General features: G+C 63.2%; 15 protein-coding genes and 1 riboswitch. Of the genes, 6 read left to right on the top strand and 9 right to left on the bottom strand.

Features of this window, described 5'->3' with window-relative positions:
- Window positions 1–7 precede the first annotated feature (7 nt).
- The 5 genes from AC3WOY_RS15560 to AC3WOY_RS15540 form a co-directional block, all read right to left on the bottom strand.
- On the bottom strand, window positions 8–208 hold the full coding sequence (locus AC3WOY_RS15560; RefSeq protein ID WP_492425340.1) for a hypothetical protein: 201 nt from the start codon (window positions 206–208) through the stop codon (window positions 8–10).
- A gap of 49 nt (window positions 209–257) precedes the next feature.
- Window positions 258–470 carry a hypothetical protein gene (locus AC3WOY_RS15555; RefSeq protein WP_492425338.1) on the bottom strand — a complete coding sequence of 71 codons (213 nt, stop codon included), beginning with the start codon at window positions 468–470 and terminating at the stop codon, window positions 258–260.
- 105 nt (window positions 471–575) lie between these two features.
- Window positions 576–1,724 (bottom strand): radical SAM protein, encoded by a 1,149-nt coding sequence (locus tag AC3WOY_RS15550; protein ID WP_492425336.1) that lies wholly within the window; start codon window positions 1,722–1,724, stop codon window positions 576–578.
- A gap of 101 nt (window positions 1,725–1,825) precedes the next feature.
- Window positions 1,826–3,049, bottom strand: coding sequence for an HD-GYP domain-containing protein (locus tag AC3WOY_RS15545; RefSeq protein WP_492425334.1), 1,224 nt, complete (start codon window positions 3,047–3,049; stop codon window positions 1,826–1,828).
- Between the two features lie 129 nt (window positions 3,050–3,178).
- Window positions 3,179–4,231 carry a sensor histidine kinase gene (locus AC3WOY_RS15540; protein ID WP_492425332.1) on the bottom strand — a complete coding sequence of 351 codons (1,053 nt, stop codon included), beginning with the start codon at window positions 4,229–4,231 and terminating at the stop codon, window positions 3,179–3,181.
- Window positions 4,232–4,406: 175 nt separating this feature from the next.
- On the opposite strand from AC3WOY_RS15540, the gene AC3WOY_RS15535 reads away from it, so the two are divergent.
- Window positions 4,407–5,933 (top strand): glucan biosynthesis protein G, encoded by a 1,527-nt coding sequence (locus AC3WOY_RS15535; protein ID WP_492425330.1) that lies wholly within the window; start codon window positions 4,407–4,409, stop codon window positions 5,931–5,933.
- Entirely contained in the window at window positions 5,906–8,479 is a 2,574-nt protein-coding gene (gene mdoH / locus AC3WOY_RS15530; protein ID WP_492425328.1) for a glucans biosynthesis glucosyltransferase MdoH, read from the top strand. The genes AC3WOY_RS15535 and mdoH overlap by 28 nt, the downstream gene beginning before the upstream one ends.
- On the opposite strand, the gene AC3WOY_RS15525 is transcribed toward mdoH, so the two are convergent.
- The gene (locus AC3WOY_RS15525; protein ID WP_492425326.1) at window positions 8,427–8,819 is read right to left on the bottom strand and encodes an aminoacyl-tRNA synthetase; all 393 of its coding nucleotides are present in this window, start codon (window positions 8,817–8,819) and stop codon (window positions 8,427–8,429) included. The two genes, mdoH and AC3WOY_RS15525, sit on opposite strands and share 53 nt — an antisense overlap.
- Window positions 8,820–8,945: 126 nt before the next feature.
- On the opposite strand from AC3WOY_RS15525, the gene AC3WOY_RS15520 reads away from it, so the two are divergent.
- Window positions 8,946–10,553, top strand: a complete 1,608-nt coding sequence (locus AC3WOY_RS15520; RefSeq protein ID WP_492425324.1) for a GGDEF domain-containing response regulator — start codon at window positions 8,946–8,948, stop codon at window positions 10,551–10,553.
- Here the strand turns inward: AC3WOY_RS15520 and AC3WOY_RS15515 are convergent.
- Complete coding sequence (locus AC3WOY_RS15515) at window positions 10,550–11,680, bottom strand: methyltransferase (protein ID WP_492425322.1); 1,131 nt, start codon at window positions 11,678–11,680, stop codon at window positions 10,550–10,552. The two genes, AC3WOY_RS15520 and AC3WOY_RS15515, sit on opposite strands and share 4 nt — an antisense overlap.
- A gap of 69 nt (window positions 11,681–11,749) precedes the next feature.
- Window positions 11,750–12,232 (bottom strand): winged helix-turn-helix transcriptional regulator, encoded by a 483-nt coding sequence (locus AC3WOY_RS15510; RefSeq protein WP_492425320.1) that lies wholly within the window; start codon window positions 12,230–12,232, stop codon window positions 11,750–11,752.
- Between the two features lie 165 nt (window positions 12,233–12,397).
- On the opposite strand from AC3WOY_RS15510, the gene AC3WOY_RS15505 reads away from it, so the two are divergent.
- From AC3WOY_RS15505 to AC3WOY_RS15495, 3 genes are all read left to right on the top strand, one after another.
- Window positions 12,398–12,847: a DUF4148 domain-containing protein gene (locus tag AC3WOY_RS15505; RefSeq protein WP_492425318.1), complete on the top strand. Its 450-nt coding sequence runs from the start codon at window positions 12,398–12,400 to the stop codon at window positions 12,845–12,847.
- Between the two features lie 199 nt (window positions 12,848–13,046).
- Window positions 13,047–13,241 (top strand): hypothetical protein, encoded by a 195-nt coding sequence (locus AC3WOY_RS15500; protein ID WP_492425316.1) that lies wholly within the window; start codon window positions 13,047–13,049, stop codon window positions 13,239–13,241.
- An 8-nt stretch (window positions 13,242–13,249) separates the two neighbouring features.
- Window positions 13,250–13,624 carry a hypothetical protein gene (locus AC3WOY_RS15495; protein ID WP_492425314.1) on the top strand — a complete coding sequence of 125 codons (375 nt, stop codon included), beginning with the start codon at window positions 13,250–13,252 and terminating at the stop codon, window positions 13,622–13,624.
- 5 nt (window positions 13,625–13,629) lie between these two features.
- Here the strand turns inward: AC3WOY_RS15495 and AC3WOY_RS15490 are convergent, their stop codons facing one another.
- Window positions 13,630–13,935 carry a hypothetical protein gene (locus tag AC3WOY_RS15490; RefSeq protein ID WP_492425312.1) on the bottom strand — a complete coding sequence of 102 codons (306 nt, stop codon included), beginning with the start codon at window positions 13,933–13,935 and terminating at the stop codon, window positions 13,630–13,632.
- A 53-nt stretch (window positions 13,936–13,988) separates the two neighbouring features.
- Window positions 13,989–14,078, bottom strand: a riboswitch (cyclic di-GMP riboswitch).
- Between the last annotated feature and the right edge of the window lie 6 nt (window positions 14,079–14,084).

The raw sequence follows: 14,084 nt of genomic DNA, 5'->3' as shown, positions 1-14,084 counted from the left end.
ATGAAGCTTACGGCGAGGCCGGATCGTCCGGGTCGGGATCGGCCGGACGCATCTTCTGCATGTCTTCCCGGCTGATGCGCTGCGGACGATGCGGGTCTTCCCGAGGTTCGTCTTCCGGCAGGACGTGCTGGTCGCCGGACTGCTTGCGGCGCTGCTCGAAGCGGCCGGCAGCCTGCTGGCTGTTGCGGTTCGGACTGGTGGTTCTCATCGCGGACTCCTTTCCATGGATCGTTTAGAGACCGGGAGGGTACGCAAGTTCAGCCGCCTTCGTGACGATTCAGCTTGTCCTGTTCGACCTCGACACGCAGGATATTGAATCCGCCATCGTAATAGCCACGGCTTTGCGCCATCTCCCGCGCCTCGTGCGTGCTGAGGAAGTGCCAGGCCAGCGTCTGGTCATCGGTCAGGGAAACGTCGTCCGCGAACGGGTAGAGATAACCGTCTGGAGTCTTGACGATATAGGCGTGCATGCGTCCTCCTTTTGCTGGGCCGCCAGCTTTCCGGCCGGAACAGGCGCCGGCCGGTTGCGCTGGTTTCAGTGTAGTCCAGCCCGCGCAAGGATGCATGCACGGCAATCATGGCATGACTTCCACGTACTCGTACACCTCGCAATTGGCGATCGCGTCGCGCAGCGCAAGCGGCGCGCGGGCAAACCAGCCGCGCGGATCGCGACGGTCGATTTCCTCACCCAGGAACTTGAGCAGCTCGCATACGGGTTCCACCACATTGCGGCGGTAGCCTTCGTCCTTTCTGACATACGCAACATGCAGATTTTTCATACAGTTGCCGCGGCAGAAGGAATAGGCGTCGCAGGATCGGCAAGGCATGTCCGGATGCGGCTGCAGGGGGCTGCGCGCGAGCCAGTTTTCGGTCACGCTGCCGTGCTGCATGCCGGTGTCGTCGGTCATGTCCGGGCAGGGGAAAATCGAACCGTCCGGCAGCACATTGAGGATATGCGTCGACGCGCGGCATTGCGCGTGCCCGGAGCATTGCTCGATGGCGCGCGACGGCAGCACCTTGTTGCGCACGATGCCCATGATCGGGATGAAGGGGTACAGGGTGTCGTTGCTCGCGAAGAAGCGATCCACCAGTTGCGTGAGCACACGCTTTTTCTTCTCCATCGCTTGCGCCGCATACGCGCCATCGCTCTGCACGAACTGCCAGTACACGTAGTCGAAGGATTGCAGCAGTTCGTCCAGTTCTTCGAAGCTGGTGTCCTCGCTGCCCCAGGTCACGCGCGCAGTTAACGAGCCGCCAAGCTTGCCGCGGATGCTTTCGACGCGGTTGATGACGCGGCGGTACACGCCCTTGCCGCGAAAACCGTCGGTGATCTGCTCGCCGCCGTCCACCGACACCAGCACGTTGGACAGCTTCGCCAGCAGGTGATCGGGCAAACGGTGCAGCAGCGTGCCGTTGGTCTGGAGCTGGAAGCGGAAGTGCGGATAACGCTGCATCACCTGCTCCATGAATTCGACATTGAGCGTCGGTTCGCCGCCGTAGAAGGTGACGTACTTCTCATGCTGGTCAAGGTGGGTGCGGATGAAGTTGTCGAGCGCCTCCAGCGAATAGCTGGGCTTGCCCTGCGAATTGACCACCGAACTCTCGGAGCAGTAGGTGCATTTGAGATTGCAGCGCAGCGTGGTGAAGAGGTTCAGCTCGACACGGTTGCCGATGATGGGATGAATGGACGGCAACAAGGAAAGCGGAGAAACGATATCGTTCATATTGTTATGCGATGGGGATGATGCGCGGAATGCGCTAAAAAAGCAGATCTCGCCGGCCGCTTGCAGCGGCGGCGAGTATTACGCGAGGAAGATCAGTTTCATTAGTGCAGGCTCATGAACTTGAGCGGATCCACGCGCCACCTGTCGGGCGATTCGTGGCTCATGATCCGGTCGCCGCCGCCCATGCCGAACGGCCGCGAAAGATCGACCTCTTCCGGCCGGATGTAGGTGTTCGACCGCGTGCTGAAGAAGACGTTGACCTTGGGTTTCAGCAGGTCGGTTTCGTGCGGCTCGACGACCACGCCGAGGCGGCCGGACTGCAGCCTGACCAGGGTGCCGACAGGGTAGATGCCGACGCAATGCATGAAGGCCTGCACCGTCTGCGGATTGAATTCGTTCTTGCTCCACTCGAAGATCTTGCGCAGCGCCTCGGCCGCAGGGATCGCCTTGTGGTAGCAGCGGTCGGACGTGAGCGCGTCGTACACATCGACCAGCGCGGTCATCTGCGCCAGCATGCTGATGCTTTCGCCCGGCAGCTGCTTGGTGTAACCGCTGCCGTCCATGCGTTCATGGTGATGCAGCGTGATGTCGAGCGGAATCTCGCCGACGGACCCGGAACGCAGGAGGATGTCGTAACCATCCTGCGGATGGCGCTTGATGATGGCGTATTCCTCTTCCGTCAGCTTTCCCGGCTTGTTGAGTATCTCGTCCGGCACCAGGGCCTTGCCGACGTCGTGCAGCAAGCCGCCGAGGCCCGCCTGGTGCATCGTTTCCGCATCCATGCCGAGGGAGCGGCAGAAGGCGACGACCAGCGTGCAGACGGTGACGGAATGCAGGAAGGTGTAATCGTCCTTGCTCTTGATGCGCAGCAGTCCGATCAGGGCGCCAGGGTTGCGCAGGATGGATTCCGTGATCTCCTGCACCACCGGCTCGACCTGGTCGAGCTCCACCGCGCGTCCGAGGCGCACATCGCGCATCGCATCGCGCACGATGCGGTGTGCACGATGCTTCACCTGCGCGGCACGGTTGAGCTCTTCTCTCACGGAGATGCGCAGCCGGCTGGTGGAAGGCTGGCTGGCGAGGGATTGCAGTTCGGCTTCGATCACCGCCTGCGCCTGCTCGGCCGTCGGCGCATCGCTGACATCGAGCCCCCTTGCGGTATCGATATAGATTTCGCGCAAGCCCGCAGCCGCAATCTTTTCCAGCAGGGACTCGGACGAAACGAGCCCCCGGTTGGTCAGGAAGGGATGGTTGATCCACGAGCAATTGAAATCATGGACGAACATGCCGACCTTGAGCTGGTCCACTCGGATTTTCTTGATCATGGCAGGCGAACGGAACGCGCGGAAAGGCAATGATGCCGCAAAGCAAATTGCGCAGCCTTGATCTAATACAAGCAAGTCCATCTTGCCTGCATGAAACACCGATCCCGCTCCGCAAAAGTACGTAGGCGGCTATGCCGGCAACCAGGCCTCGAATACCAGCTCGCCGTCGTCGCCTGCGGCGATACCGGCATCGCCGCCGTGCACGCGCAGGATTTCACGCGCGATGAACAGTTCCAGGCCGAGGTCGGCGGGAGGATTGCCGTCGGGGTTGGCCGCCGCGATGGCCAGTTGCGCAAGGGGATCGAACATCGTGCGCAATGTGTCGGGCGACATGGCCTGCCCCTTGCACGTCATCCGGAAGATGATCCGGTCGCCCGCCCTGGATGCATGGAAGAGGATGGGCGCCCCGCGCGCCCTGTTGCGCGCCGCGCTTCCCAGCAGATTGCGCAGCGCCTGGCGCAGGCGCGCGCCGTCGGCAACGCCGTCGAGGCTGCCCGGCTGCGCGAAACGGAATTCGCAGTGCGGATGCTCTGCACGCATGTCCTCCAGCGCCTCATGGCAGGCAGTGCCGAGATCGACCGGCTTCTTCGCGACCGACATGCTCTTGCCCAGGCGCGAGCGCGCGAAGTCGAGCACATCCCGGATCATGCCTTCCATGGTTCGGGCACAGCGGTTTACGCGGGCGACAGCCTCCAGCTTGTGCTCGGGCGGCGCATCGTCGCTCGCAAGGTATTGGCATGTCATGTCGATGGCGGTCAGCGGCGTGCGCAGGTCGTGGCCGAGCATGCCCAGGAACAGGGAGCGTGTGCGTTCCACCTGGATTGCATATTGCGCAATCGCCTCGCTGACAGCGAAGTCGACCGCATCATGGAAACGCCGCCACTCGTCGAAGGCATGTCCATCCTCCGGATTCCACATGGAAGGAACCACTGCACGCAGCAAACGCAGTGCTTCGCCGACCTGCTGGACGTCGAAGTCCGGCGTCGCACGCAGCACGGTTCTTATGGTGACGGCGGAGGAAGAGGTGGACTGGCCGGCGCCGGACTCGATGTCGGCAGCGACAGCCATCAGGATCTGCTTTGCCTGGCCCTCAAGCGGCAGCATGGCAGGAAGGGCCGCGTGTTTCCACTCGGTGATGATCCGATCGATATTGTCGATGATGAAGGTCGGCAGTCTCATCATGTCCCTGCAAGGCTGGCCATGGGGAAAGCAGCGGCCATTGTACCGCCGTTTCCATGCGTGCATCGTCGCCTTTCAGCTAAGCAACCGCAGCGAATTCACCAATGATTGCCCATGCTCAAAGCGGTAACAGCGATGCCCTGCAACATACGCGCATGACCATACGGCAAAGAGGAAAATGTCTGCGAATCCGATGACCTGGATCAACACCGCCCGTGCAATCGCGCTGGCGTCCTTGCTCACTACAGTGCATGCGCATGCTTTCAACTTTGAAGATGTCGCTTCAAAGGCCCGGCGCCTGGCCGCGACCTCTTATGCGAAACCGGAAAAGAATGTCTCGAAAGCACTGGCGAACCTCGATTACGACCAGTACCGGGATATCCGTTTCGACCCTTCCCGGTCCTGGTGGCGCAATGCGAAGCTGCCGTTCGAACTCGCCTTTTTCCACCAGGGACGGACCTTCGATACGCCGGTGAAAGTACACGAAATCGTGGGCAGGAACGTGCAGGAGATCCGCTTCGATCCGAAGTCCTTCCATTACGGCGCCAACGACCTCCAGCCCAGGGACCTGGCCGGCCTCGGTTTCGCCGGCTTCCGCGTGCACTATCCGGTGAACACGACGAAGTACAAGGATGAGGTGCTGGTCTTCCTCGGCGCGAGCTATTTCCGCGCGGTGGGCAAGGGCCAGTTGTATGGGCTCTCGGCACGCGGGCTGGCCGTGGACACGGCGTTGAGTTCAGGCGAGGAATTCCCCCAGTTCACTGAGTTCTGGGTGGAACGCCCCTCCTCCATATCGAAGGAACTCACCATCTACGCCCTGCTCAATTCGCCGCGCGTGGCGGGCGCCTATCGCTTCACGCTGCGGCCGGGCGTCGATACCGCGGTGGATGTGAAGGCGCAACTCTACCTGCGCGAAAACGTGTCCAAACTGGGCATCGCGCCGCTCACCAGCATGTATTTCTTCGGCGAGAACCAGCGCGCGCCGATCGAGGATTACCGTCCGGAAGTACACGATTCCGACGGTTTGGCGATCCAGTCGGGAACCGGCGAGTGGATCTGGCGTCCATTGGTGAACCCCAGGCGGTTGCTGATGACCTCGTATGCGCTGAACAATCCGGCGGGATTCGGATTGATGCAACGGGATCGCCAGTTCAACAGTTACGAAGACCTCGAAGCGCGTTATGAAATGCGCCCCAGCGCCTGGGTTGAGCCGAAGGGGCAGTGGGGTGCCGGACGGGTGGAGCTGATCCAGATCCCGACGCCGGACGAAACCAACGACAACATCGTTGCCTTCTGGGTACCCGACAACCCGCCGCGCCCCGGCGAGCCTTTCGATGTCGAATACCGGTTGCTGTGGCAGAAGGATGCGGAAAAGCGTCCGCCCTCGTCATGGACGGTGCAGACGCGCCGCGGTCATGGCTGGGTGAAAAAGCCGGACGACAGCATTGCGCTGTCGGTCGATTTCGAAGGGCCGGCGCTGAAGAAACTCGCGGCCGGCGACAAGGTCGATGCGGTGGTCAGCGCCGACGCCAACGGGAAGATCATGGAGACGAATACCATCCGCAACGATGCGACGGGCGGATGGCGCATGACTGTCCGGCTGCGCCGCACCGACGAAAAGAAACCGGTGGAGTTGCGCGGTTACCTCAACAGCAACAACAACACCTTATCGGAAACGTGGAGCTATATCCTTCCCCCGGAGTAAGACAAAGATCGTCGTCCGACGCGCCTGCCGGCGACTACCTCGACCGGTTGCCGCTGACCGAAGCGCAACGGCGCGAGATCGAACTGCGCATGGCGGCCCATGCCGAGGAACCGATGACGGGCTTGCATCATGCCCTTGCCGGAAGACTGGCCGACCGCGGCAACCCGGCTTTCGGTTCGATCACGCGGAGACTGCAACTGGCGTTCGACCGCCGCAGCACCGAACCGCAACCTGCAGGCAACGTCCGCCGCCTCGACATCGAACGGCGCAGGCATGTCCGCATGCAATTCACGCCGCCCCTCAATCGCGCACCGATGGCGCCGCATCCGTGGGGGGAACTCAATCCCATCCTTCGCTGGTCAGAAAAGCGCATGCGCCGGCGCAACGAATGGCAGGAGCGCCGCGACGACGATGCACACCGCAAACCGTGGCCGGCGGACATGCCGCTGCCCGATCCGGACGACGGCATCGATGGTCCCGATCCGCGCGGACACTGGCGCTACCTCGGTAATGTCCGCCGCATCATCCTGCTTGCGCTGATGCTGTCGCAGACAGCGGTAGCCACGTGGTTCATGGGCAAGGTATTGCCGTACCAGGGCGAGGCCAAACTGGAAATGCTGCTGCTCGCGCTGTTCGCCATCCTGTTCTGCTGGGTATCTGCGGGATTCTGGACGGCAATGGCGGGATTCCTCGTCCTGCTGCGCGGCAGGGACCGGTATGGCATCGCGCGGAAGGTGGACGACGCGGCGCCCATCCCCGACAAGGCGCGCACGGCAATCGTCATGCCGATCTGCAATGAAGACGTACCGCGCGTCATGGCAGGCTTGCGTGCCACCTATGAATCCATGGCGCGCAGCGGCGATCTCGCGCATTTCGATTTCTTCGTGTTGAGCGACAGCAGCGACAGCGACGTGCGCGCGGCGGAGCTGTCCGCCTGGGCCTCGCTGTGCCGCGCAGTGGACGGCTTCGGCCGCATCTTCTACCGTCACCGCAAGCGCCGCGTGAAACGCAAGAGCGGCAACATCGACGACTTCTGCCGGCGCTGGGGAAAAAACTACCGCTACATGATCGTGCTCGACGCCGACAGCGTGATGAGCGGGACCTGCATCACGCGCCTGGTGCGTCTGATGGAAGCGAACCCGGGTGCCGGCATCATCCAGACCGCACCGGTCGCAGCGGGACGCGAAACCCTGTATGCGCGCATCCAGCAATTCGCCACGCGCGTCTACGGCCCGCTGTTCACCGCCGGCCTGCACTACTGGCAACTGGGCGAATCGCATTACTGGGGCCATAACGCGATCATCCGCGTTGCGCCCTTCATGCACCATTGCGCGCTTGCTCCCCTGCCCGGCCGCGGATCGCTGGCCGGCGACATCCTGTCGCACGACTTCGTCGAAGCGGCGCTGATGCGGCGTGCCGGCTGGGCGGTGTGGATTGCCTACGACCTGGAGGGCAGCTACGAAGAAATGCCGCCCAATCTCCTCGACGAGCTCAAGCGCGACCGCCGCTGGTGCCATGGCAACCTCATGAACTTCCGCCTGTTCACCGCGCGCGGCATGCATCCCGTCCATCGCGCCGTCTTCGTGACCGGTGTCATGGCCTACCTGTCCGCGCCGCTGTGGTGCCTGTTCCTCGCGCTCTCGACCGGCATGCTGGCCATGCACGCGCTGACCGAACCGCAATACTTCACGCAGCCGCGCCAGTTGTTTCCCATCTGGCCGCAATGGCATCCGGACAAGGCGATCGCGCTGTTCTCCGCGACCGCGACCCTGCTGTTCCTGCCCAAACTGCTGAGCGTGCTGCTGGTCTGGGCGCACGGTGCGCAGCAGTTCGGCGGCAAGCTGCGCGTGCTGGGCGGCATGCTGCTGGAAGTGCTGTTCTCCATGCTGCTGGCGCCGGTGCGCATGCTGTTCCACACCTGGTTTGTCGCTGCCGCCTTCCTTGGCTGGGAAATCCACTGGAAGTCGCCGCCGCGCGGCGATTCCGAAACCGGCTGGCGCGAAGCCCTGGCCAAGCACGGATGGCACATGGCGCTCGGGGTGGCGTGGGCGGCAGGCGTCTACCTGCTCAATCCCTCCTTCCTGCCCTGGCTGCTGCCGATCGCAGGCGGACTGGCGTTGTCAGGGCCGCTCTCGGTGCTGTCGAGCCGGGTCTCGCTGGGAAGGCGTTTGCGGAAGGCGAAGCTGTTCGCGATACCGGAAGAACTGGCGCCTCCGGCGGAACTGAAGGCAACCGCGGCGCATCATGCGGAAGCGGAAGCGGCTGCCGATTTTTCCCGCGCTGCCGTCGATCCCGTGCTCAATGCGCTTGCATGCGCAGCTGGCAGGCCGCGCTCGCGCGCGGATGCATCGATTGCGGTGACGCCCGCGCTCGTGCGCGGCGGACCGGCGATCCTCGGCAATGCGCAGAAGAACGCGCTGCTCGACGACCCGTACTCCCTGTCGCAGCTGCACCTGCGCGTCTGGTCCTCTTCCGGATTGCCGCAACGCTGGATCAGTGATGATGATGCATGCCGGGCAGGTGCAGCGGGTGGTGCAGGTCCTTGAAGCTCTTGTCGTGCTCGAGCAGGTGGATCACCGCCTTGACGATCGCATACATGACGGCGCGTTCGCGGTTAGGATGATCGGCGAAGTGGACGATCACCGGCCCTGACTTGACCGAACTGCAGCGGGATTCTCCCGCCTCCTTGTGAAAGCTCAGCGGAATGCCGTACTGGGTCAGCAGCGCGCCGCAGGCATTCCAGTCCCTCGTCCATTGCGGCACCGGCTCGGTGTTGATCCAGAGTGTGCCCGCATTCTCGCAGTACTCCTCCACTTCATGTCCGAGCAGCTGCGCCAGGTGGCGCTCCTTGGCCACACAGCTGCGGAAATATTCTTCATCGCTCATGCGCATGGAATTTCCCCTCGGCAACCTATCGTTCCGGATATGATTAAGAATAGCACCGGGCTGCGGTACGACAACCCGGGTTGAGCTTTCCTTTATGACAACGATCCCGGATAATCTGTTCCCACCATGAACACGCTTTCTCCCGATCCCGTCGAAGACCGCATCTACGTGCTGCGCACGCGCTGGGAGCGTTACGTCGCCGAAGGACGGTTCGAACAGTTCATCGAATTTGCGGTGGCCGTCAACAGCCTGACCGAATACTTCAACCGCCTGCGCCTGCCCGGCCTGGTGCGCTTGTGCGAGGGACTCGAGAACGCGGCGCTGGCGAAGCTGGGAGACCAGGAAACGCACCCTGTCCCGCAACAGGACATCCAGTCCTTGCAGCGCCAGGTCGATACGTTGCTCGGTGCCGTGGCGAGCTCGCGCCCTTCCGCCGCCGGCCGGCGCTCGGACGAACCGCCTTCCACGGCGGATATCGACTGGATCAAGCCGCGTGCGATCTGGATGGTGACCGCGCCCGAAAAGCGCGAGATGGCCGATGCGCTGACCCGCCAGCTCAAGTTCTTCGGCTTCAAGATCTTTGCGCTCGACTGGGATGCGCTGCGCCTTCCCGAAGACATGCCGCTGGCGGTGCTGTTCATTCCCGCCGCCGACGAACCGGGTGAAGTGCAGTTCGATTGCATCGCCGCCATCCGCAAGAGCTGTCCGGCGAGCCAGCTGTTCTATCTCGGCGTGCAATCGGCGATCGAGCCGATCGTCGAACTCATGCGCGCCGGCATCGACGTCACCATTCCCGCCGAAGACCAGCCCGCCATGGTGCTCAATTGCGTGCTCGACCTCGTGCAAAGCAACGAGCAGGAACAATACCGCGTGCTGGTGGTCGAGGATTCCCGCGTCGCGGTGGCGCTGATCCAGCGCACGCTCGCGCAGCACGACATCGACTGCCATGCGATCAACGATCCGGCCAGGCTGCTCGAAGCGCTCGAATCGTACAAGCCCGACCTCGTGCTGATGGACATGCACATGCCGCGCTTCAACGGCGTGGAAGCGACGCGCGTGCTGCGGCAGATGGCCGCCTACAGCGCGCTGCCCATCGTCTACCTGTCCGGCGAATCGGATGTCGGCATGCAGGTGGAGGCGCTGCGGCTCGGCGGCGACCAGTTCCTGGTGAAGCCCTTCAACCCGGTATTGCTGGCGGCGGTGGTCAAGACGCGGATCGAACGCTTCCGCGAAACGCGGCGCTCGACACGCCTCGACGGCCTGACCGGCCTGCTCAACCACACGTCGGCCAAATCGCGCCTGCAAGCGATGGTGCGGGAAACCGAAACACAGGGTGCGCTCACCGTGGCGATGATCGACATCGATCATTTCAAATCGATCAACGACACCTACGGCCACCCGGTCGGCGATCAGGTGATCCGGGGCCTGGCGTGGCTGCTCAAGGGGCGACTGCGCTCGGTGGATTTGATCGGGCGCTATGGCGGAGAGGAATTCATCATCGCGCTGCCCGGCGTAGACCTGGCACGCGCCATGCCGGTCATCGACCGCATCCGCCGCGACTTCTCGGCACTGCCGCATGCGCATCCAGAGGGCGCCCTGCACGCGACCTTCAGTGCCGGTGTTGCGGCCTTCCCGAGCATCCACCACACTGCCCCCGGCCTGACCGAGGCGGCCGACCAGGCGTTGCTGCAAGCGAAGCGCCTGGGGCGCAATCGCGTCGAGACGGCAGATTAGGCTGCGACCAGCCGCCAGAGCGAAGTCACTTCCGCAGATCGTGCGGCATGCAGTGGATCGCTTGCGTCGGCGGCCTTCGGATGCCTCGGCCGAGCATCCAGCTTCCCGATCACCTTCAATCCCGCCTTGTCGATCCAGCCCTGCAACTCGTCGCGCGTGCGCAACCCGAGATGTTCGGCAAAGTCGGAAAGAATCAGCCATCCCTCGCCGCCCGGCGCAAGATGCGCCGCCAGTCCATCGAGGAAGCCGCGCAGCATCCGGCTGTCGGGGTCGTAGACCGCGTATTCGATGGGGGAACTCGGCCGTGCCGGCAACCAGGGCGGATTGCAGACGACAAGCGGCGCCCGCCCCTGCGGGAACAGGTCTGCTGTGACCAGTTCCACCTGCGCCGAGAGACCAAGACGGTCGATATTTTCTCGTGCACAGGCCAGCGCCCGGGGATCCTGGTCGGTCGCGACAACGCGCTCCACGCCCCTTTTCGCCAGCACGGCGGAAAGCACGCCCGTTCCCATACCGATATCGAATGCCAGCGCCATCGACGGCAGCGGCGCCTTCGCCACCAGGTCGACATATTCGCCACGCACCGGCGAGAACACGCCGTACCAGGGATGGATCTTCGCGCCGAGCGCGGGAATGTCGACGCCCTTCTTGCGCCATTCGTGCGCGCCGACCAGCCCCTGCAGCTCGCGCAGCGAGGCCACGTAGGGTTCATGCGCCGGGCCGTAGGCTTCTTCGCACGCCTGCTGCACGTCGGGCGCGCGCCGCAGCGGAACAACATGGCCGGCATCGAAAGGCAGCAGCACCATGCCGAGGATGCGGGCGCGCTGCGCCTGCGCCTTGCGATGCAGATGGAATGCCTCGGCGGGGGTGGCCGGCGCGGCCTTGCCGGTTTTCGGTTTGCGGTCGGTGCGTCGCGCCAGTGCCTGCAGCAACTGCCGCGCATTCTGGAAATCGCCGCGCCACAACAGGGCCGTGCCTTCGCACGCCATGCGGTAGGCGGCATCGGCCGTGGTTCGATCATCGGCGATGGCAACGCGTTTGGGCGGCGGAACGGCGGCTTCGGAGCGCCAGCGGGCGGAGCGTTCCTGGCCTGCCTCGCTCCAGTGAATGACAGGGTATGCGCTCATCGTAGGGAATGGGTTGGATGCAAGAAACCGGCCGCGCATGCCGCGCGTCCGGGGATGGCGCATTCTATCTCACGCGGTCTTTAACGCCGGGTTGTCTTCGCCTTCCACCACGCGCACATTCCCCGCGGTCATCGGCTTGCCGCATTCCGAACATTGCTGGCCCGGCCGGGAAAGCTTGCCGCACTCGGTATGCAGCAGCCGGACCGGCGGCGCATCTTCCCGCGGCAACCATTCGTCCCCCCATCGCATCAGTTCCAGCACGACGGGGAACAGGGCGACGCCGGCAGGCGACAACTCGTACTTGAATCGCACCGGCCGCTCTTGGTAGGGACTCTTTGCGACGAGCCCCCCCTCGACCAGCCTGCCAAGGCGGTTGGTCAGGATGTTGGTCGCCGCGCCGGTCTGCTTCTGCAATTCGTCGAAGCGATGCGCGCCACGGAACAGCGCGCGCAGCACGAGCAGCACCCATTCGTCGCCGATCAGCTTCACGGAACGGACGATCGGGCAGGTCAGCGGTGCGCAGTACTTTTCGGGTTTGTCGGGCTTGTCCATGATTTTCATTGTACTTACTTGCAAAATAAAAGTCACTGGTTTATGATGAATCCGTAGCTTGCATTTTGCAAGTCACTAGCCGGTTCCGGGCAGTGGTTTGCGTAGTGACAAGTTTTCAGGTTGCGGCACCGGTTTTGCCGCCTTTAATTTCTTTGGAGAATACAAATGAACGCCAAACTGTCCAGCATCGCCATTGCCCTGATCGCCACCACCGCCAGCGCGTTTGCGGCGGATCCGGTCCTTACCCGTGCGCAGGTACGCGCCCAAGTCGAGCAAGCCTACGCCCGCGGCGAACTGAATCGCCAGAGCGAATTCGTGGAGCACGCCACCACCGCATCGACAGCGCCGCGCGCCCAGGTCCGCGTCGAACTCGATCGAGCCCATGCGCAAGGCCAGTCGGTGACGCAGCACGCGGAATTTGTCGAACACACCGGCACGACGGGCGGAAAATCCCGCGCCGACGTACGCGCCGAGCTGGAACAGGCCTACGCCCACGGGCAAGTCGGCAACCAGTCCGAATTCGTCGAGCACACCCATGTCGCGACCGGGAAATCGCGTGAAGAAGCGATCCGCGCAGCGGAATCCGTCCGCCCCGGCACCTCGTCCGGCAGCTGATCTGCCATTGCGGCCCGCCTGCCTGTCTCACCCATATCTGCCCAATATGGGTTTGGCCCGCCGTCCCGTGCGGGCTTTTTTTCGCACTCCGTGCCCGCATACATGCGCTTTGCTCCGCGATCCGTGCATTTCGTCGCATTGCCGTGGCAGCGTGCCGGGGTCGGCATTATCGTGGAGCCATCTTGACAAGGAGATCGGCATGAAAGAATCCACGACACAAGGACGCAGCAAGGGCCTTGCCTTCCCGATGATCCTCATCCTGGCCGGAGTGGTCATGTTCCTCACCAGGAACGGGCTGGTTGACCGCCAACTGGTGCTGCAGTTGCTGCCACTGGTGCCGGTTGCCATCGGCGGTTCGCTGCTGTTCTCGCGCTTGCATCGCAGGGCCGGCTAGGACCGGGCATGGACACCGAGATCGTCCTGTTCGTACGGGAGCAGGTTGCCGACACGATGCTGCAGGAGGCGCTTGCCGAAGCGTTCGGCATTGCGCCTGACGCCGGGGACAAGCCGCTCGTCGTCCGCTACGCACAGGGATTTGCCGTCGGGGTCAGCATTCCATGCGACGACAAAGTACCGGTGGAGTATGCCGCGAACATGCTGTCGGAGCGGCTGGACACGGCGGTCCTGCTCGAGTCATGCGCCGGGGCGCAATGGCTCCTGTTCGCGCCGGGCGCCCCTGATCCGCTTGAAGTACAGGTGGTGGAGTTGCGGCATGGACTGGACGTCGCCATGCCCATGCGCGCAGGAAAGCTGCCGGCAGATGCGGCATATGCGTAAGTGAGCTATCGCTTCTGTCCGAAGTAGCGGCCGCCTGTTTCCTGGTGCCGCCGCTCGGCAATCGCCCACAGTTTGTTGCCGCGCGCGTTACGGTCGTCGAAGGCGCGCTTCTTCTCGACAGCACTCGCCTCATCCTCTTCCAGGGCATCGGCAATATCTCTCTTCAGCGCCTCGCGGAACGTACCTGAAGACAGGCACTTGGCATCCTTGCCGACCACGATAGTCATGGCATTGCCGCTGCGCGTGAAGCCGCATTCGGCGAACGCGATCGCAGGCAAAAGCAGCAGGATGGCAATGAGGTGTTTGTGCATTGGCATTCCAAAAAGGCAAGGCATGCCAAAGCATGAAGCTTGACTTCGCTTCAGAAGGCGGCCCCGCTACCATGAGAGACGATGTCCCTGTTAGGTCGGAAGCTTTGCGTCCCGGCCTTTCGACCGGTTTGCCCTGCGGTGGATTGATA

The sequence above is a fragment of the Noviherbaspirillum sp. FW303-A3 genome, from assembly GCF_058788695.1.
Note: the sequence above shows the minus strand (reverse complement) of the source record. Positions and strands in the feature narration are given on the sequence as shown.